The 22,643-nt window shown below is 71.6% G+C and carries 28 protein-coding genes and 1 tRNA gene; 14 read left to right on the top strand and 15 right to left on the bottom strand.

Translation table 11 applies throughout. The annotated features are described in order from the left end of the window. Window positions 1-103: 103 nt before the first annotated feature. Window positions 104-409, bottom strand: a complete 306-nt coding sequence (locus JUB10_RS02370; protein WP_207453946.1) for a Dabb family protein — start codon at window positions 407-409, stop codon at window positions 104-106. A 74-nt stretch (window positions 410-483) separates the two neighbouring features. Here JUB10_RS02370 and JUB10_RS02365 point away from each other — a divergent pair, with 74 nt between their 5' ends. Then, the gene (locus JUB10_RS02365) at window positions 484-711 is read left to right on the top strand and encodes a hypothetical protein (protein WP_207453944.1); all 228 of its coding nucleotides are present in this window, start codon (window positions 484-486) and stop codon (window positions 709-711) included. Window positions 712-778: 67 nt separating this feature from the next. Here the strand turns inward: JUB10_RS02365 and JUB10_RS02360 are convergent, their stop codons facing one another. The 6 genes from JUB10_RS02360 to JUB10_RS02335 all read right to left on the bottom strand — a co-directional run bounded on the left by JUB10_RS02360 (window position 779) and on the right by JUB10_RS02335 (window position 5,382). Beyond that, complete coding sequence (locus JUB10_RS02360; protein ID WP_307859052.1) at window positions 779-1,069, bottom strand: iron-sulfur cluster biosynthesis family protein; 291 nt, start codon at window positions 1,067-1,069, stop codon at window positions 779-781. 117 nt (window positions 1,070-1,186) lie between these two features. After that, window positions 1,187-1,909, bottom strand: coding sequence for an anti-sigma factor (locus JUB10_RS02355; protein WP_207453942.1), 723 nt, complete (start codon window positions 1,907-1,909; stop codon window positions 1,187-1,189). Continuing rightward, a complete protein-coding gene (locus JUB10_RS02350) occupies window positions 1,896-2,432 on the bottom strand; it encodes an RNA polymerase sigma factor (protein ID WP_207453939.1) in 537 nt (178 codons plus the stop codon). Before JUB10_RS02350 ends, JUB10_RS02355 begins: the two co-directional genes overlap by 14 nt. A gap of 32 nt (window positions 2,433-2,464) precedes the next feature. Next, the gene (locus JUB10_RS02345; protein ID WP_207453937.1) at window positions 2,465-3,073 is read right to left on the bottom strand and encodes a class F sortase; all 609 of its coding nucleotides are present in this window, start codon (window positions 3,071-3,073) and stop codon (window positions 2,465-2,467) included. A 37-nt stretch (window positions 3,074-3,110) separates the two neighbouring features. After that, window positions 3,111-3,941, bottom strand: coding sequence for a DUF4397 domain-containing protein (locus tag JUB10_RS02340; RefSeq protein ID WP_207453935.1), 831 nt, complete (start codon window positions 3,939-3,941; stop codon window positions 3,111-3,113). 121 nt (window positions 3,942-4,062) lie between these two features. Beyond that, complete coding sequence (locus JUB10_RS02335; RefSeq protein ID WP_207453933.1) at window positions 4,063-5,382, bottom strand: APC family permease; 1,320 nt, start codon at window positions 5,380-5,382, stop codon at window positions 4,063-4,065. A 134-nt stretch (window positions 5,383-5,516) separates the two neighbouring features. Between JUB10_RS02335 and JUB10_RS02330 the strand changes: the two genes are divergently transcribed. The 3 genes from JUB10_RS02330 to JUB10_RS02320 all read left to right on the top strand — a co-directional run bounded on the left by JUB10_RS02330 (window position 5,517) and on the right by JUB10_RS02320 (window position 9,735). Beyond that, window positions 5,517-5,702, top strand: coding sequence for a hypothetical protein (locus tag JUB10_RS02330; RefSeq protein ID WP_207453931.1), 186 nt, complete (start codon window positions 5,517-5,519; stop codon window positions 5,700-5,702). Between the two features lie 149 nt (window positions 5,703-5,851). Further along, window positions 5,852-9,544 carry an AAA family ATPase gene (locus JUB10_RS02325; RefSeq protein ID WP_307859082.1) on the top strand — a complete coding sequence of 1,231 codons (3,693 nt, stop codon included), beginning with the start codon at window positions 5,852-5,854 and terminating at the stop codon, window positions 9,542-9,544. A gap of 2 nt (window positions 9,545-9,546) precedes the next feature. Then, window positions 9,547-9,735 (top strand): hypothetical protein, encoded by a 189-nt coding sequence (locus tag JUB10_RS02320; RefSeq protein ID WP_207454416.1) that lies wholly within the window; start codon window positions 9,547-9,549, stop codon window positions 9,733-9,735. Here JUB10_RS02320 and JUB10_RS02315 read toward each other — a convergent pair. The 4 genes from JUB10_RS02315 to JUB10_RS02300 all read right to left on the bottom strand — a co-directional run bounded on the left by JUB10_RS02315 (window position 9,729) and on the right by JUB10_RS02300 (window position 11,703). After that, window positions 9,729-10,163 carry a class I SAM-dependent methyltransferase gene (locus JUB10_RS02315; protein ID WP_207453928.1) on the bottom strand — a complete coding sequence of 145 codons (435 nt, stop codon included), beginning with the start codon at window positions 10,161-10,163 and terminating at the stop codon, window positions 9,729-9,731. The two genes, JUB10_RS02320 and JUB10_RS02315, sit on opposite strands and share 7 nt — an antisense overlap. Window positions 10,164-10,165: 2 nt before the next feature. Next, entirely contained in the window at window positions 10,166-10,648 is a 483-nt protein-coding gene (mscL, locus tag JUB10_RS02310) for a large conductance mechanosensitive channel protein MscL (RefSeq protein ID WP_207453926.1), read from the bottom strand. Between the two features lie 189 nt (window positions 10,649-10,837). Next, a complete protein-coding gene (locus tag JUB10_RS02305) occupies window positions 10,838-11,116 on the bottom strand; it encodes an FmdB family zinc ribbon protein (protein WP_207453924.1) in 279 nt (92 codons plus the stop codon). Between the two features lie 8 nt (window positions 11,117-11,124). After that, a complete protein-coding gene (locus JUB10_RS02300) occupies window positions 11,125-11,703 on the bottom strand; it encodes a 5-formyltetrahydrofolate cyclo-ligase (protein WP_207453922.1) in 579 nt (192 codons plus the stop codon). A 171-nt stretch (window positions 11,704-11,874) separates the two neighbouring features. Here JUB10_RS02300 and galU point away from each other — a divergent pair, with 171 nt between their 5' ends. The 3 genes from galU (at window position 11,875) to JUB10_RS02285 (ending at window position 14,351) form a co-directional block, all read left to right on the top strand. Continuing rightward, on the top strand, window positions 11,875-12,768 hold the full coding sequence (gene galU / locus JUB10_RS02295) for a UTP--glucose-1-phosphate uridylyltransferase GalU (protein ID WP_207453920.1): 894 nt from the start codon (window positions 11,875-11,877) through the stop codon (window positions 12,766-12,768). 24 nt (window positions 12,769-12,792) lie between these two features. Then, window positions 12,793-13,431 carry a GNAT family N-acetyltransferase gene (locus tag JUB10_RS02290; RefSeq protein ID WP_374191688.1) on the top strand — a complete coding sequence of 213 codons (639 nt, stop codon included), beginning with the start codon at window positions 12,793-12,795 and terminating at the stop codon, window positions 13,429-13,431. A 116-nt stretch (window positions 13,432-13,547) separates the two neighbouring features. After that, complete coding sequence (locus tag JUB10_RS02285; RefSeq protein ID WP_207453916.1) at window positions 13,548-14,351, top strand: hypothetical protein; 804 nt, start codon at window positions 13,548-13,550, stop codon at window positions 14,349-14,351. Between the two features lie 36 nt (window positions 14,352-14,387). Here JUB10_RS02285 and JUB10_RS02280 read toward each other — a convergent pair whose 3' ends face one another. Next, window positions 14,388-14,660 (bottom strand): hypothetical protein, encoded by a 273-nt coding sequence (locus tag JUB10_RS02280; protein WP_207453914.1) that lies wholly within the window; start codon window positions 14,658-14,660, stop codon window positions 14,388-14,390. Window positions 14,661-14,879: 219 nt separating this feature from the next. On the opposite strand from JUB10_RS02280, the gene JUB10_RS02275 reads away from it, so the two are divergent. Beyond that, window positions 14,880-15,194 carry a DUF7882 family protein gene (locus JUB10_RS02275; protein ID WP_207453912.1) on the top strand — a complete coding sequence of 105 codons (315 nt, stop codon included), beginning with the start codon at window positions 14,880-14,882 and terminating at the stop codon, window positions 15,192-15,194. 3 nt (window positions 15,195-15,197) lie between these two features. Here the strand turns inward: JUB10_RS02275 and JUB10_RS02270 are convergent, their stop codons facing one another. After that, window positions 15,198-15,788, bottom strand: coding sequence for a TetR/AcrR family transcriptional regulator (locus tag JUB10_RS02270; protein WP_207453911.1), 591 nt, complete (start codon window positions 15,786-15,788; stop codon window positions 15,198-15,200). Window positions 15,789-15,960: 172 nt separating this feature from the next. Here JUB10_RS02270 and JUB10_RS02265 point away from each other — a divergent pair, with 172 nt between their 5' ends. Next, the gene (locus tag JUB10_RS02265; protein ID WP_207453909.1) at window positions 15,961-16,434 is read left to right on the top strand and encodes an SAM-dependent methyltransferase; all 474 of its coding nucleotides are present in this window, start codon (window positions 15,961-15,963) and stop codon (window positions 16,432-16,434) included. A gap of 66 nt (window positions 16,435-16,500) precedes the next feature. On the opposite strand, the gene JUB10_RS02260 is transcribed toward JUB10_RS02265, so the two are convergent. Continuing rightward, a tRNA-Ala gene (locus JUB10_RS02260) sits at window positions 16,501-16,576 on the bottom strand. 110 nt (window positions 16,577-16,686) lie between these two features. Here JUB10_RS02260 and JUB10_RS02255 point away from each other — a divergent pair. The 3 genes from JUB10_RS02255 to JUB10_RS02245 are packed head-to-tail and all read left to right on the top strand — an operon-like array spanning window position 16,687 to window position 19,628. Beyond that, entirely contained in the window at window positions 16,687-17,763 is a 1,077-nt protein-coding gene (locus JUB10_RS02255; RefSeq protein WP_207453907.1) for an FUSC family protein, read from the top strand. A 10-nt stretch (window positions 17,764-17,773) separates the two neighbouring features. Beyond that, complete coding sequence (locus JUB10_RS02250; protein WP_207453905.1) at window positions 17,774-19,309, top strand: DUF7059 domain-containing protein; 1,536 nt, start codon at window positions 17,774-17,776, stop codon at window positions 19,307-19,309. Window positions 19,310-19,361: 52 nt separating this feature from the next. Next, window positions 19,362-19,628 (top strand): hypothetical protein, encoded by a 267-nt coding sequence (locus tag JUB10_RS02245; RefSeq protein ID WP_207453903.1) that lies wholly within the window; start codon window positions 19,362-19,364, stop codon window positions 19,626-19,628. Window positions 19,629-19,711: 83 nt separating this feature from the next. On the opposite strand, the gene JUB10_RS02240 is transcribed toward JUB10_RS02245, so the two are convergent. Then, the gene (locus tag JUB10_RS02240) at window positions 19,712-20,776 is read right to left on the bottom strand and encodes a baeRF11 domain-containing protein (RefSeq protein WP_207453901.1); all 1,065 of its coding nucleotides are present in this window, start codon (window positions 20,774-20,776) and stop codon (window positions 19,712-19,714) included. Window positions 20,777-21,062: 286 nt separating this feature from the next. Here JUB10_RS02240 and JUB10_RS02235 point away from each other — a divergent pair, with 286 nt between their 5' ends. Then, window positions 21,063-21,608 (top strand): VanZ family protein, encoded by a 546-nt coding sequence (locus tag JUB10_RS02235; RefSeq protein ID WP_207453899.1) that lies wholly within the window; start codon window positions 21,063-21,065, stop codon window positions 21,606-21,608. A gap of 45 nt (window positions 21,609-21,653) precedes the next feature. Further along, complete coding sequence (locus JUB10_RS02230) at window positions 21,654-22,640, top strand: aldo/keto reductase (protein WP_207453898.1); 987 nt, start codon at window positions 21,654-21,656, stop codon at window positions 22,638-22,640. Window positions 22,641-22,643: the final 3 nt, after the last annotated feature.

Here is a 22,643-nt window from a genome sequence, read left to right as displayed (position 1 = left end):
CGTAAAGGTTCCGAGCCTTGCTCACCGTCGGCGAGCACCCCGTGCAGGGGTGCAGAGGAGAAGGCGGACAGGTGGCCAGCGAACGGGCTGATTCGAGAGCGCTCTAGGCGGCGACGTCGAAGACCGCGAGCGCCGCGTTCCACCGCCCGATGATGTCCGCGACGGGGCGGTGAGCGGGGTGCGGCAGGTAGCCGTCGCGCGCGGCGGCGTCGGCGAACGTCAGCACGAGCCCCCACTCGAAGCCCGCCTCGAGACCCTCCGGGCTGACGCTCCGCCCCCACGCCACGTCGACCACGCCGGGCACCGCCACCGCGAGACCGCCGACGAGCGAGTCGAGCTCCGCGAGCGCGGCATCCGGCACCTCGTCCTTCCAGCGGACGAGCACGACGTGGACGATGCGTTCGGTCATGAGGCCATGCTTCCTCATCCCGCACCGCAGGAGCGTTCACCGATTCCCGAGGAATCGCCGCTATAACTCACGTCATGGCAGCACGAGACATCTTCCGCGCCGCGAAGCGGGCGCTCCAGACCGAACAGGGCCGCTCGAGCGGCCGCAAGGTGGTCGACGGCCTCGCGAAGGCCGGGGACCGCGCCACCAAGGGCAAGCACCGCTCCTCGATCGAGAAGGCCAGGCAGGCGGCCCACCGCTACCTCGGCGGCGGCAACGGCAACGGAACCGGCGGAGCCGCGGGCCACGGCCGAGGCTTCTAGAGACCGGACGCACGAAGGGGGCGGATGCCGCGTGGCATCCGCCCCCTTCGTCGTTCCGGGGCGCCTGCTAGTGCCGCGCGCCGATCGCGAAGCGCACGGAGCCGTCCTCGTTGATCTGCGCGTCGAGCACGGTGTCGTCGAGGGCCTGCGCGGCGCTCTCGTCGAGGAACACCCGCGCGCCGTCGTTCTCGACGACGACGTCCTGCGGGGCCGCCTCCGGCGCGATCGAGAGGCTGAAGTCGGAGCCGGTGCCCGGGTCGGCGCCGGCGATGCGGATGCCGCCGTGCTCGCTGCCCGCGGACTGGGCGGCGATCGTCTTGACGACGGTGCTGGCGGTGTCGGTCATCGTGAGGGTCACGTGGTTCCTTTCGTCGTTCGGGCGGAACCTTCAGCCTTCGCCGGTTCCACCGTCGCCGGCAACCACTCTGACGACCCGCGGAGCATCTGCCCACGTGCCGCCCAGCTACGCGGCGCGCTAGGCGTCCTCGAGCGTTCCCCGCACGATCGAGTCGCCGGAGTGCTCCGGGTCGCCGTCGTACGGCTCCTCCGACACGTCGACGACGGGGTAGTCGGCGAGGTCGACGCCCTGCGGCACGGCGAACGTGCCGTGATCGCCCTCGAGCACGCCGAGGCTCACGAGCCCGGAGCCGTCGGCGGCGATCAGCCACACCTCGCGGTAACCGTCGCCCGAGGCGTCGCCCGCGAGGTCGACGGTCAGCGACCGCCCGTCGGCCGACTCCTCGACGGTCGCGCTGCCCGAGGCATCCGGCCAGGCGGGGAACGCGTCGAGCTCAGCCGACGCGAGCACCTGCACGGGGGCGGGGCGCGTGAGCCACACCGAGACGCCCGCGACCGCGACGGCGGCGGCCGCTGCGAGCGAGACGATCGTCGCGAGGCGCCGACGTCGGCGCGGGGCCAGGTCGACGACGGGGGCGGCGGCCGGGCCCGGGGAAACGGATGCCGCGGGAGGCTGCTCCTGCAGGCCGAGCGTCGCGCTGATGCCCTCCCACACGCGGGGCGACGGCGACTCGAGCGCGGGCACGTCGAGCGCCGACTTGGCGACGAGCACGGTCGAGCTGAGCTCGGCGATCTCCGCGCGGCACTCCGGGCACGACGCGATGTGGTCGCGCTCCTCGTCGGAGGCGACCTCCTCGCCGAGGGCGAGCAGCGCGAGCAGCTCGGGGTCAACGTGGGACATAGGTCACCTCCAGGCTGGACTTGAGACGGGCGAGGGAACGGCGGATGTGGCTCTTGACGGTGCCGAGCGGTAACTCGAGCCGCTCCGCGATCTGAGCATGCGTCAGGTCGTCGTAGAAGGCCAGCCGGATGACCCGTTGCGCCTCCGGCTCGAGCTTCGCGATCTCTCCCGCGATGAGCAGCCGGTCGGCCGGATCAGGGTCGGAGCTCTCCTCGGCCGGCGGGGCCAGCGCGGCGAGCTCCTCCTGCAGGCGGCGGACCTTGGCCCGCGCCTCGTGCATGTCGGCGATGCGGTGCCGGGTGATGCCCACGAGCCAGGCGGGCAGCGCGGACGAGGGGTCGTACGAGCCGCGGCCCGTCCACGCCGAGACGAAGACGCGCTGCGTGACGTCCTCGGCGTCGGTCACGTCGCCGAGCGAGCGGAGCGCGAGTGTGTAGACGAGGCTCGACCAGTTCTCGTAGGCCTCGCGCAGCGCGGACTCGTCGCCGGCGCGGAAGCGCTCGGCGAGCGGGGCATCCGTCATGGGCGTTCCACCTCCTCGGCGAGATGTGCGCATCACGGTACTCGCTCCGCGGTCACGACGACGTTGTCCTCGTACGAGCGGGCCTCGCGGTCGAACTCTCCGCCGCAGGTGATGAGCACGAGCGCGGGATCGCCGTCGCGGCTCCAGACATCCGTCGCGCCGAGGTCGAGCTTCGGCAGCTGCTCGACGGACGACACCCGGTAGCGGTGCTCGGCACCGGAGGCGGAGGTCACGGCGACCTCCGCCCCCGGCGCGAGCTCCGGCAGCCTCGCGAACGGGCCGAGCCCATAGACGAGGGAATCGACGTGGGCGACGATCACCGCGGTGCCGCGATCGTCGCCCGGCGCCGGCCCGAAGCGGTACCAGCCGCCCACGGCCGGGTCCTCGGGGATCTCCATCCAGCCGTCCGTCTGCACCCCGACGGGGTCGACCGGCATGTCGATTCCGAGTTCCGCGATCCGCAGTGCGGCCGGCTGGTCCTCCTCCACCGGGGGCACCAGGTCCCCGGAGGCGATGGGGACGTCCGGGGGAGGAGTCCGTACCGCGACGGGACCGTCCGACGGTGCGGGCGAGGGCTCGGGAGCCGGCCCACCCGCGCCGCAGCCGGAGAGCAGCAGGACACCGGCGGCCAGAACGGCCACCGGCATCCCGCTGCGGGCGACGGAGCGCACTGCTGTGTCAGCGCTCCGTCGTGGCGGCCGCGCGTCGGTGCAGGACGACGGCGGCGGCCACGGATCCGAGAAGGGCGAGCAGCGCGGCGGCGGCGGCCGGCACCACGCTGTCGTCGACGGGGGCGACGAGACCGGCCTCACCCGTGTTCACGCCGCCGGGGTTGGAGTGCAGGCCGTCGATGGTCTGCACAGCGAGCTGAAGGTTGCCGGCCTCCGCGCTGCCCCAGGCGTAGACGAGGGTGTGCACGCCGTCCTCGATCGACACGTCGGCCGGTCCGATGACCGGCTGCGTCGTGCCGGCCAGTGCGACCGCCGCCGAGACGGTCGACGCGGGCAGGTTCAGCGAGGCCTCGTTCGGGTTCGTCAGCCCGGAGACGACGGCCTGACCGCCGGCGAGGATGTCGACCGCGGGGGCGGCCGCGGTGTGCCGCACGGTCAGGCGGCCCTCGCCGGCGGCCGTCGGGCTGACGTCGTTCGTGAACAACGTGGCCGTCGGCTGCGCGCCCTCGCCCAGGTGCGCGACCGCGGTGTAGTTGCCCGCCGCGGCGAGCTCGATGGTGACCGGGCCGATCACCGGGGAGCTCGCGTCGGCGGCATCCGGAGCCGTGATCGCCACCTCGTACGAGCCGGCGGGCAGCTCGAGCGGCCCCGCGAGGTCGCCGGGCTGGAAGTCGTCGATCGTGAGGGCACCGTCGACGTAGACGTCGACCGGTGTGTCCGGAACACCGTGCAGCACCGAGAGCCGGGCCGACTCGTGGTTGTCCGCGTAGGCGGGCGTCGCGACCGCGAAGGCCGCGAGGGTGCCGAGGGCGGCACCGGTGATGAGCTTCGTGCGCATCCTGATCTCCTTCGATACGGGCCGTCCAGATCGGCCTTCACCAACCACTTCCGCGCGAGGCGGGCGGTCGGATGCGCCGGAAGCTGGCAGAACGCCGAGAGAAGACGGATGCCGCGGAGGATCAGCCGCGCGCGGTGCGGCGGCGCCCGAGGCGGGTGAGGAAGTACAGCACGACGCCGACGGCGATCAGCAGGAGCCCGCGCAGCCACACCTCGCCGCTCTGCTGGGTGAGCAGCACGATGCAGCTGATGACGCCGAGCACCGGCACGGCGGTCCAGACGCGGAAGTGCTTGTGCCCGACCTCGTCGCGGCGCAGCACGAGCACGGCGACGTTCGTGGAGATGAACACGAACAGGAGCAGCAGCACGACGGTCTCGGCGAGCACGCCGACGTCGCCGGTCGCGGTGAGGATCATCGCGACGAGGGTTGTGGCGACGATCGCGACCCACGGGGTCTTCCGGTTCGGCAGCGTGCGGCCGAGCACCGAGGGGAGGAGGCCCTGCTCGGCCATGCCGAACGTCACGCGGCTCGCCATGATCATCGTGAGCAGGGCGCCGTTCGCGACGGCGACGAGGGCGATGAGGCTGAACAGCCAGGCCGGCACGCCCACCCCGGTCGCCTGGACGACCTCGAGCAGCGGGCCGGTGGAGCCGGCGAGACGGTCGGGGTCGAGCGCGATCGGCGCGGCGAGCCCGAGCAGCAGGTAGACGACGCCGGCGGTGAGGAGCGCGCCGAAGAGTGCCCGGGGGTAGACGCGAGCGGGGTCCTTGACCTCCTCGGCGACGTTAGCCGAGACCTCGAAGCCGACGAAGGAGTAGAACGCGATGATGACGGCGGCGAAGACGCCGTTGATCGGGCTGACGCCGTCGGGAAAGACGCCGACCCGTGACACGTCGCCGCCGCCGCTGCCGAGCAGGATCGCGACGGTCGCGATCACGATGAGCAGGCCCGACACCTCGATCATCGTCATGACCACGTTGCTGCCGAGCGACTCGCGGATGCCGCGGGCGTTCAGCGCCGCGACGAGCGCGAGGAACGCGAGGGCGACGGGCACCGGCGGCACGTCGATGAAGGTCGCGAAGTAGTCGCCGGCGAAGGCGAGCGAGAGGCCCGCGGCGCTCGTGACGCCGGCGGCGAGCATGCTGAACCCGACGAGGAACGCGACGAGCGGGTTGCGGTAGGCGCGCTCGGCGAACACGGCGGCGCCGCCCGCCTTGGGGTACTTCGTGACGAGTTCTGCGTAGGAGCCGGCCGTCAGCAGGGCGAGGCCGAGCGCGACGACGAGGGGGATCCAGATCGCACCGCCGACCTCGTTCGCGAGCACCCCGGCCAGGGCGTAGATCCCGGCGCCGAGGACGTCGCCGAGGATGAAGAGGAACAGCAGCGGGCCGGTGATCGCCTGGCGCAGCTTGGAGGTCTGGTTCGTGTCCGTCGTAGTCATGCTGAAGCGGACAGTGCCCCCGCCGCTCGCCCCCGAAACCTCGGGGCCTCGCTCGCTCAGAGCGGAACCTGGGAATCGTGGCTCCCGCGGCGCGCGTCCCGGCGATGTCGGAGGGCCGACGTACCGTTCGTGGCATGAGCAACGCAGTGGCCTTCGAGTACGAAGTGGACGCCCCCCGCACCGTCCTCGCGGTGGTCGAGACCGACCCCGACTGCCCCGAGTGCGGCGAGGCGCTGGAGTTCTACGCGGCCGTCCCCGGGTCGCGTCCGCTCGCCTACGAGCGCTGCCGCGACTGCGGCGTCGTCCTCCTCGTCGACTGAGCCGCCCGCCGCGTCGGCCACCCCCGTGATTGGGGGCGAAGGGATCGAACGCAACGCGGCGTATCCTCCACGGCCCAGGCGGAGGGCCGCCATACAGTGACAAGGTGCGGCATGCGGATATCCCCAGAGACGAGGTCGTCGGTGGCCTCGTGCAGGCGCGCGCGGAGCGCACCACGACCGTTCCCCACGCCGTGAGCGCGGGGGACCCCAGGCTCGAGGTCGTCAACGTCGCCGAGCCCGTCTGGGCCGGCTGGCGCAGCGAGCTCGCCGGCGTCGGCGGTCAGTCGACGCTGCTCCACTTCATCGACTCGCCGAAGACGCGCATCGAGCTGAGCGCCACGCACCCCGGTGGCCTCGCGCAGTTCATCACGGGCAAGCCGACGCTGCTGTCGAGCCTCATCCGCGACGACATCGCCCTGCGCGCCGCGCGCACGGCCGCCAACGCGCTCGCCGCGAAGGCCCTCGACCTCGCCACGGCGCGCGGCATCGACACCGTGCACCTGGGCATCGGCATCGCCGAGTGGGAGTACCAGGGCGAGGACTTCCGCGCCCCCGTACTGCTGCGACCGCTCTCCATCCGCCGCTACGGACGCGACTTCGAGCTCCGCCTGCGGGGCAAGCCGTTCCTCAACCCGCGGCTCGCCCGTGCGCTCGCCGAGCAGTTCTCGGTGAACCTCGACGCCGACGCGTTCGTCGCCCTCACCCAGCGCGACGGCACGTTCAAGCCGAACCCGGTGATCGACCGCCTCCGCGGGCTCACGAGCCACCTCGAGTGGTTCAACGTGCAGCCCCGGCTCGTCGCGTCGTCGTTCGCGGATGTCGCGCCGTCGCTCGTCGCCGACGCCGGCGACCTCAAGCACATGCTGCTCGACGCCCTCGCGGGCAACCCCACCGCGAAGTGGGCCGTCGAGGAGAGCTACTCGCCCGTGGCGCCGTCGCCGCAGGACGAGCGCGACCCGCAGACCGACACCCTCCTGCTCGACGCCGACCCCGAGCAGGAGAACGTCATCGCGCAGATCGCGGCGGGCAACTCCGTCGTCGTCAAGACGCTGCCCGGCACCGGCGCGACCCAGACGATCGTCAACTCCATCGGCGCCCTCGTCAGCCAGAACAAGCGCGTGCTCGTCGTGAGCCCCCGCCGGGCCACCCTGCAGGGCATCGCGTCGCGCCTGCAGGACGTCGGGCTCGCCGGCGTCGCCGTGCGTCCCCGGTCGCTCTGCCGCGACGTCATCCGCTCGATCTCCCGCAACGAGAAGGTCGAGCAGCCCGCCACCGGCGAGGTCGACGAGGCCCTCGTGCGGCTGCGCACGGTGCTGCTCGACTACCGCGGTGCGCTCAGCCGCACCGACCCGGTGCTCGGCATCAGCGTGCTCGACTGCCTCACGGAGCTCTCCCGCCTCGCGCTGCTGCCGATCGCGCCCGCGACGACGGCGCGCCTCTCGCGCGGCTCGATCGAGGCGATGAGCGAGAACCGCGCCCGGGTTGCCGAGACGATGGTCAAGGCCGCCCGCCTCGGCGAGTTCAAGTACGGCCCCGGCGACTCGCCCTGGTACGGCGCCTCGTTCGCCACCGGCGAGGAGGCCAGCGCCGCGCACCAGGTCGCGAAGCGTCTGCACGGCGAGGACCTCCCGCTGCTGCTCGACAACGCCCGCGCGCTGATCAGCCACACCCACATGCGCCCGTTCGAGACGATCGCCGAACTCGGGGTGTACCTGCGCCTGCTCGCCGACATCCGCGAGACCCTCGACAAGTTCCTGCCGGTCGTCTTCGACCGCTCGCTCTCGGAGCTCATCGCCGCGACAGCGCCGCGCAAGGAGGCGCCGGAGATGTCGTCGGCGAACCGCCGGCGGCTGAAGAAGCTCGCGAAGGAGTACGTGCGCCCCGGCGTGCACGTCGCCGACCTGCACTCGACGCTCCGCCGCATCCAGCAGCAGCGCGTGCTGTGGCAGCGCTTCGTGCCCGCGGGCATCACGCCCGAGGTGCCCGTCGGCATCGACGCCGTGCAGCGCCTGTACGAATCGGTCGCCGCCGACCTCACGTCGCTCGACGAGCCGCTCGGTCAGTTCAGCCGCGAGACGCAGATGATCGGGATGCCCCTGTCGACGCTGCTGCCGCGGGTCGAGGCCCTCGCCGCCGACAGCGACGTGCTCGCGAACCTCCAGGAGCGCAGCGCCCTGCTCGCGACCCTCCGCGACCTCGAGCTGGCCCCGCTGCTGCAGGACCTCTCGAGCCGGCACGTGCCCGAGGACCAGGTCGCCGCCGAGCTCGAGCTCGCGTGGTGGCAGTCCTCGCTCGAGTCGCTGCTCGCCGCCGACCGCGCCCTGCTCGGCGCGAACACCGGCGTGCTCGACCGACTCGAGGCCGACTTCCGTCTCGTCGACGAGGCGCACGCCGCCGGCAACGCGCAGCTGCTCGCGTGGCAGCTCGCGGAGAACTGGAAGATCGGCCTGGTCGACTGGCCCGACGAGGCCGCCGCGCTCAAGCGCCTGCTGCGCCGCGACGCGCTGACCTCGGCCGAGCTGCAGCGCCACGCTCCGCACCTCGCCCGCGCTATCGCGCCCGTCTGGCTCACGACGCCGTACGAGATCGACCTCGTCAGCGCCACGATGCCGTTCGATGCCGTGCTGATCCTCGACGCCGGTGCGACGACGATCGCCGAGAACGTCGGTGCGATCCGTCGCGCCAAGCAGGTCGTCGCGTTCGGCGACCCGATCACGCAGACGCCCGCGCCGTTCTCGATCGGCATCCGCGAGGGCGTCGACGACGTCGAGGCGCCGCACGAGGACCTGCACTCGAAGTCCGCGCTCGCGAAGCTCGCGACGCTGCTGCCGACCCTCAGCCTCACGCGCAGCTACCGCGCCGGGGGAGAGGACCTCGCCGAGCTCGTCAACCGCCGGTTCTACGCCGGCAAGATCGCCTCCCTCCCGTGGGCCGGCAGCTTCCTCGGCCACGGCAGCATCTCGCTCGAGTACGTCAAGCGCGGCATGGCCGTGCCCGACCCCGACTCCGGCGCCGTCGAGAGCGTCGACGCCGAGGTCGACCGCGTCGTGCAGCTCGTCGTCGACCACGCCACGGCGCGGCCGAAGGAGTCGCTCATGGTCGTCACCGCGAGCGCGAAGCACGCGGTGCGCGTGCAGCAGGCGGTGCTCGCGGCGATCTCGAAGTCGCCGCAGCTCAACGAGTTCGTGCTGAGCGACCGGCCCGAGCCGTTCGCGGTGTTCACGCTCGAGCAGGCCGTCGCGCAGAGCCGCGACCGCGTCATCTTCTCGATCGGCTTCGGCCGCACGCCGCACGGCCGCGTGCTGAGCGACTTCGGCAAGCTCGGCGAGCCCGGCGGTGAGCGCCTGCTCGCCGTCGCGATGACCCGCGCCCGTCGCTCGATGGCGATCGTCACGTGCTTCCAGCCGGAGGACATCGAGGAGGGCCGGATGAATCACGGCACCCTCGCCCTCGCCGAGATCCTCGCCGACGTGCAGGCGCGCGTCGCCGCGGAGCCGATCCCCGACGACAGCGATCCCATGCTCGTCGACCTGGCGCGCCGCCTCGAGGCCCGCGGGCTCCGCGTCGCGCTGGGCCACCGCGGCAAGCTCGGCCTCGTCGTCGCGCACGGCGGCATCTGCCTCGCGATCGAGACCGACACGGTGCTGCACCGCACGTCGCTGCGCGAGTCGCTGCGCCTGCGGCCGGCGGTGCTGCGCCGCCTCGGCTGGCACTACCTCCGCGTGCACGCCTTCGAACTGTTCAGCGACCCCGACGCGGTCGCGGAGCGCGTGCTCGAGATCGTCGGGGCGAAGCAGCCGGCGCCGGCGCCGGTGCGCGTGCCCTCGCCCGTCACGGTCTGACCGTGACGACGGATGACCCGGGCCGCCCGCCCGTGGAGGGCGAGCCGCCCCTGCGCATCCGCCGTCGCGGGCGCCGCGTGACGACCGACCCCGTGCCGGGCAGCGACCCGAGCCCGCAGCCGGAGCCCGAGCGGCACTCCGAGGGCGAGAACGACGAGCGCCTGCGCGGGGACGTGCCTCCGCACTACTGACGGTCGTCGAGCACGCGGGAGGTCAGCTCCCGCAGCGGGTCGCCGCCGTCGATGAACACGCGGCCGCCCGGCGCGAGCACCGCCCGGATCCGGGCGAGCGCGGCCCGTTCGAGCTCCGGATGACGCCCGTCGAGCCCGCCGACGCGGAGCGCGAAGGCCACGTCGAAGCGCGCCTCGGAGGTGAAGTCCTCGATCGCGACGCATTCCAGCGCGAGACGCCCCGACGCCAGTTCCTCGGTCGACCCCGCCCGCGCCTGCGCGATCGCCCTCGGCGAGCGGTCGATCGCGTGCACGTATCCGGCGGGCACGCGGCGCCACACCTCACGGGCGGCGGCACCGGGACCGCAGCCGATCTCGAGCACCCGCGACGCCGGGGTGAGCGGCAGAGCGTCGACGGCCTCCCGCAGTCGCGGCGACAGGCCGGGCAACGCTAGTTCCGTTCGGGAGAGGGCGACGCCGGGGCTGCGGCGGCGTGCCTGCCCTCGGTGCCGTGCCGCTGCCCGGAGGTCGACCCGGCGGCGATGAGGTCGCGGATGTCGGTGAGCAGCTCGAGCTCGGTGGGCGGGGTGTCCTTCTTGACCGCGGGCTGGCCCTCGGCCTTGCGCTGGAACGCGTTCCGCTTCAGCCAGTTGATGGGCATGATCAGCGCGAAGTAGACGACCGCCGCGATGAGGACGAAGTTGATGATCGCGGCGATGACGGCGCCGAAACGCATCGTCGCCTCGGTGCCGGGGATCGTGACGCTGAGCGCGTTGTTCAGACTGTTCGCCTGAAACAGAGCGCCGAGTGCGGGATTCAGTACCTCCTTGACGATCGAGTTCACGATCGCGGTGAAGGCAGCGCCGATGACCACCGCGACCGCCAGGTCGATCACGTTCCCGCGCAGCAGGAACTCCTTGAATCCCTTGAGCACCGAGCCTCCGTTCGTCGAGCGTCCGCTCCTACTGTGCCGCACCGCGGCTCATCGAGATGTCAGAAATGCGGCTGCGGCATCCGCGCGCTCGGATTCCGGGGCGTCCCGAGGTCGGAAGCGCCGGCCCTCGTGACGGAGATGCGGCTCACCCCGAGGGGAGGAGCCGCATTCCGAATTGGCGCGAGTGCGTCAGGCCGAGGCTGCCGGCGCGGACGCCGAGGAGGAGCTGCTCGACGAGGAGCCCCTGTCCGACGAGCTGCTCGAGGCCGCCGGCGTGGAGCTCGACGACGCCGAGCGGCTGTCGGTGCGGTAGAAGCCCGAGCCGTTGAAGGTGACGCCGACGCTGCCGTAGAGCTTGCGCAGCTTGCCGCTGCACGAGGGGCACTCGGTGAGCGAGGCATCCGTGAAGGACTGCTGGATGTCGAAGGCGTTGCCGCACTCGGTGCAGCGGTAGGAATAGGTGGGCATGGGACCTCTTAGAAAGTGACGATGCCGGAAGGAGTCACGACGCCGTCGACGGGCTGATCGTGCACTTCCGTGGGCACCTCGTCGACGAACTCCGCGTCGAAGACAACAGCATAAACGGGCGGGCGTTTCTGCATCGATCCGAGCGTCTTGTCGAAGTAGCCGCGGCCCCATCCCATGCGCATGCCGCGCTGGTCGATGCAGGCGGCCGGCACGAGAATGAGGTCGACCTCGCCGATCGCCATCGGGTTGAGCACCTCGCCGACGGGCTCCGGCACGCCGAAGAGTCCCTCCTTCTCCGTCCTGCCGTCGCCGACGGCCCAGTCGAGCAGGCCGTCCTCGCGCACGATGGGGAAGAGCAGACGGATGCCGCGCTCCTCCGCCCAGTTGAGGAACGGCCGCACGTTGGGCTCGGACGCGGTGGAGAGGTAGGCCGAGATCGACCGCACCCCGAGCTGCTGGGCGAGGTTGATGAGGTTCTCGGTGAGCGCCGCGGTCGCGTGCTCCTGCTCGTGGTTCGGCGTCGCCCGGCGGCGGGCCTTGATCTCGGCGCGGAGTGCGCGCTTGCGGGCGCCGACGTCGCTCGTCATGCGGCAATGATAGGTGCGGGCACGGCGGCGTCCCGGTGGCAGGAGCGGGTGGCATCCGGAGTCTCGAGGTGAACGGGACGTTAAATCCGCATCCCCGCACATCGCCCGGGGTTCCCCGCACCGCCGCCGTTGTCAGGCAGAACCTGGCGAGCCCTTCAGTATTGTGTGGACATGCCCTCGAATCTCACCAAGGCCGTCATCCCTGCCGCTGGTCTCGGAACCCGGTTCCTGCCGGCGACCAAGGCGATGCCCAAGGAGATGCTCCCGGTCGTCGACAAGCCCGCCATCCAGTACGTCGTCGAGGAGGCCGTCAAGGCCGGCCTGAAGGACGTGCTCATGATCACGGGGCGCAACAAGACGGCCCTCGAGAACCACTTCGACCGCGTCGCCGAGCTCGAGGCCACCCTCGAGAAGAAGGGCGATCACGAGAAGCTCGAGAAGGTCAACTTCTCGACCGACCTCGCCGACCTGCACTACGTGCGCCAGGGCGACCCCAAGGGTCTCGGCCACGCGGTGCTCCGCGCCAAGATGCACGTCGGCGACGAGCCCTTCGCCGTGCTGCTGGGCGACGACATCATCGACGACCGTGACGTGCTCCTCGAGCGGATGCTCGAGCAGCAGCAGACCCGCAACGCGACGATCGTCGCGCTGCTCGAGGTCGACCCGTCGGTCGCGCACATGTACGGCGTCGCGACGGTCGAGCCGACCGATGAGGACGACGTCGTGAAGATCACGGGCCTCGTCGAGAAGCCCGCCAAGGGCACGGCCCCCTCCAACCTCGCGGTCATCGGCCGCTACGTGCTCCGCCCCGAGGTCTTCGAGGTGCTCGAGCGCACCGAGCCGGGCAAGGGCGGCGAGATCCAGCTGACCGACGCGCTGCAGGAGCTCGCGGGCGACGAGTCGATCGCCGGCGGCGTCTACGGCGTCGTGTTCCGCGGCCGCCGGTACGACACGGGCGACCGCCTCGACTACATCAAGGCGATCGTGCAGCTCGCCGTCGACCGCGAGGACCTAGGCCCCGGCCTGCGTCCGTGGCTCAAGGACTTCGTCGGAGAGCTGGACTGACCTTTGCCCCCACTCGTGCCCACGCTGAGCGAGGGCCGCATAAGCATCCGGCCGATCCGGTTGCGCGACGCTCGGCCGCTCGAGCGTGAGCTGCTCGCCAACCGGTCGTGGCTGCGCGAGTGGGAGGCGACGAACCCGAACGGTCCCATCGGGTTCGACACCCGCGGAAGCATCCGCAGTCTGCAGGCGAACGCCCGCGCCGGCGTGGGCCTGCCCTTCGTCATGGAGTACGACGGGCAGCTCGCCGGCCAGCTCAACGTGTCGTCGATCGCGCACGGCTCGCTGAGTTCGGCGACGATCGGCTACTGGGTAGCGGAGCGCTTCGCGGGCAGGAACGTCACGCCCGTCTCGGTCGCGCTCGCGACCGACTGGGTGTTCTTCACGATGGGACTCCACCGGCTCGAGATCTGCATCCGGCCCGAGAACGCCCCCAGCCTGCGCGTCGTCGAGAAGCTCGGCTTCCGCTACGAGGGTCTGCGCCGGCGCTACATCCACATCAATGGTGACTGGCGCGACCACTTCTGCTTCGCCCTCGTCGCCGAGGAGGTGCGCGGCGGTGTTCTGCGCCGCTGGCAGGAGGGCCGTGTGCCCGAGGGAGCCGGCGTCGTGCCGCAGGCCGACCGCGACGCCGCGAAGGTTCCCGGCACTCACGACAAGCTCTGAGCAATTGCATGGAGGCAGATCCCCTCGAAGTGGGGGCGCTGTGATTGCTGTGACTTGTGTGACACGCCACTTAAACCACTGGTTGAACGTTAGGGATTAGGGCTAGCGTCTGCTCTATGCAGATCGAGGGACTCGGCGGAGGCGTCATGCTCCTCGTGGCGGCTGCCCTCTGGTTCGTGTACCTGTTGCCGACCTGGCTGCGCCGTCGCGAGTACCTCGCGACCGAGCGCAACGCGGTGCGCATGCAGCAGACGATCCGCATCATGGCCGAGGCGGCGGAGGTGCCTCCCGCGGTCGCGCGCGAGCGCGCCGCGCGTGAGCGTCTGGCCGAGGAGAAGGCCAAGGCCGCCGCCGCACCGCCGCCCGAGATCCGCACCGGCAACGTCAAGGGCGCCCGTCAGGTCGCGACGCTCGTGCTCGGCGCGGCCGCCCTCGTCGGCTTCGTCGCGTACGCGACGGCCGCCTGGACCCTCGTCGCCGGCTCTGTCGGCGCCGGCATCACCGCGATCGTGCTGCTCGGAACCCTCGCGAAGACGCGTCAGCTCGAGCGTGTGCGGGTCGAGGTGCCCGTCGTGCGCGAGCGCGTCGTCCGCACCGAGCCCGTCGCCGAGCGCCGCGCGCCGGTGCGCTCCCCGCGCGAGTGGACGCCGGTCCCCGTGCCGAAGCCCCTCTATGCCGACGCCCCGGCCCCGCAGACCGTCGCCGGCTCCGTGGAGCACGTCGCGGCCATGCGCCGCGCGGCCGCCGAGGCCGAACTCAAGCTGCGTGAGGCCACGAAGGTCGTGCCGATCGAGCGCAAGCAGCAGCCCGCGGCATCCGTGGCTCCGTCGCGCTACGCGAGCATGGGCATCGTCGACGCGTCGCAGACGCACGGCACGACCGACATCGACGCCGTGCTGCGCAAGCGCCGCGCGGTCTGACGCTTCCCGTCGGTCGTACGGCGATCGCCGTGCGGCTCAGGCAACCTTGCGGCAGGGCGTGCCGCGCTCGAGGTGTTCGACGCACTCGGCGACGTCGTGCAGGTGGCAGGTGACGGGAACGGCGCCGAGATGCGTGAGCGCGATCTCGTTGCCCTCACGTTCCGCGAAGGCCAGGATCCCGGAGGGGTCGTCGTGGTCGCAGGCCCGATCGACGACGCGCCACGCGCCGGGAAGTATCGGCTCTGCATCGAGCCGGTGGTCGGAACCTTCGACGTCGGCGCCCCAGGCGACAAGTCGAGGAAAAGTCATAGGAGCAGCATCCGTCAGGTTCCCTGGGTACAGCAGGGCTTGACTATCGGGGTACGAGTGCTCCGCCAATCGGCTTTTCGTCCCTTCAATCGAATTCGTGTGGGCGGTCGCTCACCTATTCGGCCCCCGTGGCTCTACATTGGGATCACCGGCCGTCAGGCCACCCGAGGTGGCGCCTCAAGGCGTCGCCGCTCCTGCCGGCCAGGTGGGAGGCATGCCATGGGGGCACTGTTGTACGACGGGCTCACGGTCGAGTTCGACGACCGGGTGCTCGCTCACCTGCAGATCGTGATCGTGACCAAGTTCCGCGCGGGGGAGAGCTTCCTCATGTCGTGGGTCAACCCGCTCTCCTCGGGCAGCGGCCGCACGGCGATCTGGCTCACGCCCACGTCACCCGTCCGGTTCAAGTTTTCCGGTTCACGAGTGCCCACCATCGACCGGAAGTGGATCGAGGCGCTGCACAAGTCCGCGTCCAGCGGGCCTGGCCTCATCGTGTGCGACCCCGAGGGTCACATGGTGCAGCCGGTCAAGTGACCCTCAGGCGCCTGCTCCGCCTGCGGTCCGCAGAACCCGCCACAGATAGTCGACGTGCTCGGCCATGTCGATGCCGGGCTCGTACATCCACTGCACCTGGAGCCCGTCGATGAGGGCGAACAGGATCACGGCCAGCTTCTCCGGGTCGAGGTCCGCCGGGAGTTCGCCCGACTGCTGCAGCTGTCGCATCCGCTCGGCGGTCGTTTCGCGCGCCACGCGGTAGCGCTCCTCGAAGAATTCGTGCGCCGCGTGCCCAGGCTCTGCTGCCTCCACCGAGAACCGCGCGAAGAGCTGCACGAGGCCCGGCACCTCCGCGTTGTGACCCACGAGCCGCACGAGGCCCTCGGGCATCGTCCCGTTCTCGACGTCGTACGTCTGCCGGTCGAGTTCGTCGCGCCGGCGGAGCACCTCGCGGTACAGCTCCTCCTTGCTGCCGAAGTAGTGCAGCAGTCCCGCCTGGCTGAGCCCGACCGCCTCGGACAGTTCCTTGACGGTCGCTCCGCTCCAGCCGTTGCGGGCGATCACGTCGAGGGCCGTGGTGAGGATCTCCTCACGCTTCGCCACGCCCTTCGCGTATGAGCCACGTTGCGCCATGACGCGATGGTACTGGGTGCTCGTGCATCAAAAGCGAGCGTCGTATGGTTTCCGGCGCTTGACCACGTGGGGCTGCCCGCCGGTTGTCAGGGTCCAGGCCGTGCAGGTCGGGACCGAACCACAGCAGGGGCCGCGAGGACGCCCTTGACGAGCTTGCCGGGACAATGGCGACATGCGCATCGAGCTCGAGCCCATCGGTCACGTCACCAGCACCCGCGCAGAGATCCGCGACGACGACTGGGACAGCGAGGTGGCGTCGATCACGCTCGACCCCGCGGTGTTCACCGCCGACGCGCTGCGCGGGCTCGAGGAGTTCAGCCACGTCGAGATCGTCTACTTCTTCGACAGGGTGCCACCGGAGGGGGTCGAGTACGGTGCTCGTCGCCCCCGCGGCAACCCCGACTGGCCGCTGACCGGCATCTTCGCGCAGCGGGGCAAGAACCGCCCCAACCGCCTGGGACTCACGATCGCCCGCGTCGTCGCCGTGGACGGTCTCACGCTGGAGGTGGCGGGCCTCGACGCGATCGACGGCACGCCCGTGCTCGACATCAAGCCGTACATGCGGGAGTTCGGCCCCCGCGGCGACATGCGCCAGCCGATGTGGGCGACGGAACTGATGAGCGGGTACTGGGCGTCGGGCGACTGACAGGGCCCTGCCCTGGTCCCCGCCGGGAGAAACAAGAAAGCCCCGGATTTCTCCGGGGCTTTCCGCTGGTGGACCTAAGGGGATTCGAACCCCTGACCTTCTCATTGCGAACGAGACGCGCTACCAACTGCGCCATAGGCCCTGACTGCCCGACTACTTTAGCACCCTCGCGGAGGCGCTCGTGCGCGCCCGGGTGCGCAGCGGCCGCTCGGTAGACTCGGTGCGGCCCCCAGGCAAGGGCCGAACGGGCGGATGACGAGCGGGCACGCGGGACGGGACCAGGCGGGTTCTGGCGACTGGCTGCGCGGCCTCGTCGTACTCGGACCGCACGCCGGGGCGCACCGCGTGGCGATCCGCGCCGGCATCTCGGTGCTCGTGCCGCTGCTCGTGCTGCTGGCGATCGGCCGGCTGGAGTGGTCGCTGTACGCCTCCTTCGGCGCCTTCACGTCGTTATACGGGCGCAACGCGTCCTACGTGCCACGCCTCCGGATGCAGCTCACGGTCGGCGCCCTCCTCGTCGCCTCCGTGCTGCTCGGGGTGCTCGTCGCCCTCGTGCCCGAGCGGGCGTGGCTCGTTGTCACCCTCGGCGCGGTCTGGGCCGTGCTCATGAGCGTCGCGTCGGATGTCGGGCGCTGGGCGCCGCCCGGGCCGATGTTCCTCGTCTTCGCGTTCGGCGCCGTGGCGTCCGCGCCGGCCACGCCGGACTCCGTGCCGACCGCGTTCGTCGTCGCGACCGCCTCGGCCGTCTTCTCGGTGCTCGTCGGCGTCGGCGGTGCCCTCGTCGCCGGGCGGCCCCGTCGGTTGCTCGAGCGCACCCCGGGGGAGCGCGCCTCCCTCCGCGCGGCACTGCGCGACCGCGCACTCGTCGTGCGGGCGGTGCGCTTCGGGGTCGCCGCGTTCCTCGCCGGCGCCCTCGCGACCGCCGTCGGCATCGGCCACCCGTACTGGGCGATGCTGAGCGCCGTCGTGCCGCTCGTCGCCGCCGACCTCTCCCACGCGGTGCTGCGCGCGAGCCACCGCGTCGTCGGCACCCTCGTGGGCGTCGCGCTCGCGCTGCCGCTGCTCCTGCTGCATCCGACCGGACTCGTCGCGATCCTCCTCGTCGTCGCGCTCCAGGTGACCGCCGAGCTGCTCGTGCTGCGCAACTACGGCCTCGCGCTGGTCTTCATCACCCCGCTCGCGCTCGTCATGATCGAGCTCGCCACCGACAGCGACCCGCTCGCGCTCGCCCGCGACCGCGCCGTCGAGACCGTGCTCGGCTGCCTGCTCGCGCTGCTCGTCGCGGCGCTGTTCGCGCTGCCCGGGCGCCGCCGCGCCGCGGGCTCCTAGGCTGCTGCGGATGGCTGCACTCCCTCCCGCCCCCGACGCCGACCTCGTCGCGCGGCTCCGCGACGACCTCGCGGCCGCGCGCTTCACCGTCGACCGCCTCACGGACGTGTGGGGGCCGGATGCCGCCGCCGCCCTGTTCCGCGGTCAGCGGCTGCCCGCCGAGCGAGCTCTCGCCTCCCGTCGCGACCGCGACCCCGTCGCGACGCTCGGCGCGCTCCTCGTGCTCGGGCTCCCCGTGCCGGCCGACCGTCTCGCCGAAGCGCTGCCCGCCCTCGGGGTCGACGGCGCGGTGCGGCTCGGCCTCGTCGAGGCAGCCGGCGAGCTCGTGCGGCCGCTGCTCGACGTGCGGCCGTACAGCTTCGTCGACGCCCGCGGCGTGGGCAGCTGGATCATCGCCTCAGACCTCGGCGAGCTCGCGACCGGCGGCGCGCTGCCCGAGCACCACGTGCTCGGCATCGGGGGAGCCTCGACGACGCTGAGCGGTCTGCTCGTGCAGCGCGACGTCGGAAGCGCGCTCGACCTCGGCACCGGCAGCGGCGTGCAGGCCCTGCACGTCGCCCGGCACGCCGAGCGGGTGGTCGCCACCGACATCTCCGAGCGCGCGCTGCAGCTCGCCAGGCTGAACGCCGCGCTGAACGGCGTCACGAACATCGAGTTCCGCCACGGCAGCCTGTTCGAGCCCGTAGCAGGCGAGCGGTTCGACCACATCGTCTCGAACCCGCCGTTCGTCATCACGCCGCGGACGGAGGGCGTGCCCGCCTACGAGTACCGCGACGGCGGCATGGTCGGCGACGCCCTCGTCGAGGCCGTCGTGCGCGGCGCGGCCGAGCACCTCACCCCGGGCGGCATCGCGCAACTGCTCGGCAACTGGGAGTACCGCGCCGACGGCGACGGTCTCTCCCGCGTCGAGCGCTGGATCGACGGCGCCGGGCTCGACGCCTGGGTCATCGAGCGCGACGGCTCCGACGCCGCCGGCTACGCGGAGACGTGGATCCGCGACGGCGGAACCCGGCCGGGGACGCCGGAGTTCGAGCGGCTCTACGCGGCGTGGCTCGACGACTTCGCCGCGCGCGGTGTCTCCGCGGTCGGCTTCGGCTACCTGACGCTGCGCGCGCCCGCCGAGGGCACCGCGCCGCTCCGGAGGTTCGAGCGGCTGCCCGGGGCGATCGGCGAGAACGCGGCGGGGCTCGGCACCGCCGTGGACGCCGCGCTCGCGGCCCACGACTGGCAGGGCGGACGCGACGACGCCGCGCTGCTGGCATCCGTGCTCACCGTCGCTCCGGATGTCACCGAGGAGCGCTCGTACTGGCCCGGCCAGCCGGACCCCGCCGTGATCACGCTGCGCCAGGGCTCCGGTTTCGGCCGCAGCGTTCCCGTCGACACCGCGACGGCGGCGCTCGTCGGCGCGAGCGACGGCGAACTCTCCGTCGGCGCGATCGTCGCCGCGCTCGCGCAGCTGCTCGGCGTCGACGAGGCGGCGCTCACGGCACAGCTCGTGCCCGTCGTGCGGCAGCTCGTCGTCGACGGGTTCCTGCGGCACGACTAGATCCACGTCGCGACCACGTTTCCGAGCGCCGCGCGAGGGGAACAGGGACGGCATGGACGACACCGATCTGCTCGACACCATCGACGAAGCCCTCGACGCCAACGCGGAGGCCATCTACGACGAGATGGGCGACGAGTCCCAGGAGCAGGCCGTCGCCGAGCTCAAGGAGGCCGCACTCGAGTGGCTGCTCGTCAACAACCCCGAGGGCCGCGACGCGCTGCTGAAGGCCGAGTCCGACGGCTCGTTCGACCTCACCGGGCACATCCGCGACTGGTTCGGCACCTTCGCCACGGGCTTCGACTCGGGCGAGGGCGAGTAGCACCCGCTCCGCCAGAAACGACGGATGCCCCGAGGCGCGAGCCCCGGGGCATCCGTCGTTCCGGCCGTCAAACGGCCCGCCGATCAGGTCAGGCCGTAGCGGAGGATCGCCGCGGCCTGCGACCCGCGCGGCACGAGGCCGTCGCCCTGCACGGGGATCACCTTGCCGCCGCCCCGCAGCACGCGGGCGGCGAGCTCGTCGAGGAGGCTGTAGTCGCCGTCCTGCTCGCCCTCCGACAGGTGCACCGTCGCGTCGTCCTCGTTGAGGGTGCCGCGCACGTTCGCCGACATGTCGATCATGAGCGACTCGACGGCGCCCATGATCGAGGCCCTGGCGATGTCGGTGACGTCGAGTGCGCCGCGGCCCTGGCTCTCGCGCAGGTCGTACTCCTCGCGCCACTTGTCGATCGTCTCGCGGGCGAGCTCGTCGAGGATCGGCTCCGCCTTCGCGGCGAGGTCGGCGTCGCTCGCCACGTCGAAGTTGCCCTCGATGATCTGCGGGACGAGCCGCTCGTAGGTGTTGATCGCCTCGTACTGGTGCGCGAGCTGCTTCGACGTCGCGAGGATCAGCGGCTGGCCGCTGTGCCTGATCGTCGGGATGATCGCCTCCTGCGCGAGTCGCAGGTACTTCTGGATCTCGACGCGCTCGCCGCTGGAGCCCTGCGGCCGGGGCATCGGGGCGCGGTCGTCGGAGTCGTTGCGCTGCATCACGATCGGATCGACGGGCAGGCCCGCGATGTCGAGCGTGCGGCCGCTGCCGTTGGACGACACCTCGACGAGCCGGGACTTCGACTCCGAGACGGCGAGCACGAACGCGCTGCGCGGGAACGTCGAGGCCGTGCACAGCGCGCCGACCTCGAAACGGTCCGAGACCGTCACGCGCTCCGGCACCGGGGCCGGCAGGCGGAACGTGCGCAGCGTGGTCTCGCTGGCGAAGATCGCGAGCGAGTGGCACTGCTCGCGCCAGAACTCCTCGTCATCGACGAGCCCCAGCAGCTTGTCGACGATCACCTTCGAGTGCGGTGAGGTGAGGCGGTGTTCGACGTCCTTCGCCCGGTTCTTCAGGTCGCGCCGACACTGCGTGGCGTCGGACGGCAGCGGGCTCGTATGGAGGTAGATCGTGACCCGATCGGGCCCTCGCTCATCCATCAGAGCGTTGAGATCCTCCGTGGTCGGAACATCGATGTGGTGCATCCGGAAATCCCTCCTTGCGGATCGACTTCCTCTCGAAATTACTCGCGCCCTGCGCCCCGTCAGTCCGTCTTCAGACAATGCCCAGCCCTACCCGGCGGGCGTTGAGGAGAACCTCCGAGAATGCAGGACTCGCGGGGCCCTGTGACCGAAGACCCTGGGATACCGGGGTTTCCTTGCTATTTTCGAGGCTCCGGACATCCGGGCAGGCGACCGTCGAGCGGCACGAAGGAGGGAGAGCCGGATGACTCGCACCGACAACCGTCCGTCGCGCTCCACCTACCGCGCGGCCGATCTCCGCACCGCCCCGCGCTCGCGCACCTCGCCGTTCGGCGAGCAGCCGCGCAGGCCGGCGAAGCGCCCCGCCCCGTCGCCGAACCGCGGCCGGCACGTGCTGCACGCCCTGCTCGCCGTGATCTACCTCGGCGTCGTCACGTTCATCACGCTGGGGCCCGTGCCGTGGAACACGGTCACCTACGAGGGCGTCCCCGAGGGGATCCTCAACCCCGAGGCGTGGCGCGGACTCGACTGGGAGTGGGACAGCCGCGAGTTCATCGCCAACGTCGTCATGTTCCTGCCGGCGGCCGCCGCATTCGGCGTCATCTTCGGCAGCGGCGCGATCACCGGCTTCGTCTGGGCGCTCGGCTTCACTGTGACGATCGAGAGCCTCCAGCTGTTTCAGCCGGAACGGGTCTCCGACCCGCGCGACCTGCTCTCGAACGCGACGGGCGCGCTCGTCGGCGCGATCGCGTTCGGGTTCCTCCGCCTGGTGCGGCGGATCGCGGGCTGAGCCCGCTCGCGCGGGCCGCCCACCTCGGATCGGTACGCTGAGGGGATGCAGCCGCGTCGCTTTCCCCGCACCGATCTGACCGCCTCTCCCATCGGCCTCGGCACCTGGCAACTCGGCGCCGACTGGGGCGACGTCTCCACCGAGGACGCCATGGCCGTGCTCGACGCCGCCGTCGACGCGGGCGTCACGTTCTTCGACACCGCCGACGTCTACGGCGACGGCCGCAGCGAGTCGATCATCGGCGAGTACCTCGCCGCCCACCCCGACGCGCAGGTGACCGTCGCGACCAAGATGGGCCGCCGCGTCGAGCTCGACCCGGCGCTCTACACGCTCGTGAACTTCCGCGCCTGGACAGACCGGTCGCGCCGCAACCTGCGCACCGAGACTCTCGACCTCGTGCAGCTGCACACCCCGCCGACGCCGGTGTACTCCGACGACCGCGTGTTCGACGCGCTCGACACCCTCGTCGAGGAGGGCGCGATCAAGGCATACGGCATCAGCGTCGAGACCACCGACGAGGCGCTCGCCGCGATCGCCCGCCCGCACGTGGCGAGCATCCAGATCATCCTCAACGCGTTCCGGCTCAAGCCGCTCGACGCCGTGCTGCCCTCCGCCATCGAGGGCGGCGTCGGCATCATCGCGCGCGTGCCCCTGGCATCCGGGCTCCTCTCCGGCCGCTACGACGAGTCGACGACGTTCCCCGAGAACGACCACCGCAACTACAACCGCCAGGGCGCGGCGTTCGACGTCGGCGAGACGTTCTCGGGCGTCGACTACGCCGACGGCGTCAAGGCAGCGCAGGAGTTCAGCGCCCTCGCCCGCGAGCACGGTCTCGAGCCGGCGCAGGCGGCGCTCGCGTGGCTCGTGCAGCTCGACGGCGTGACGACCGTCATCCCCGGCGCGCGCTCGATCGAGCAGGCGCGCGCGAACGCGCAGGCGGCGGATGCCCCGGAGCTCGGCCCCGAGTTCACGCAGCGCGTCACCGAGATCTACGACCGCTACTTCCGCGCGGCCATCCACCCGCGCTGGTAGCGC

Source organism: Desertivibrio insolitus (assembly GCF_017355965.1).
GTDB lineage: Bacteria > Actinomycetota > Actinomycetes > Actinomycetales > Microbacteriaceae > JAFIQW01.
Note: the sequence above shows the minus strand (reverse complement) of the source record. Positions and strands in the feature narration are given on the sequence as shown.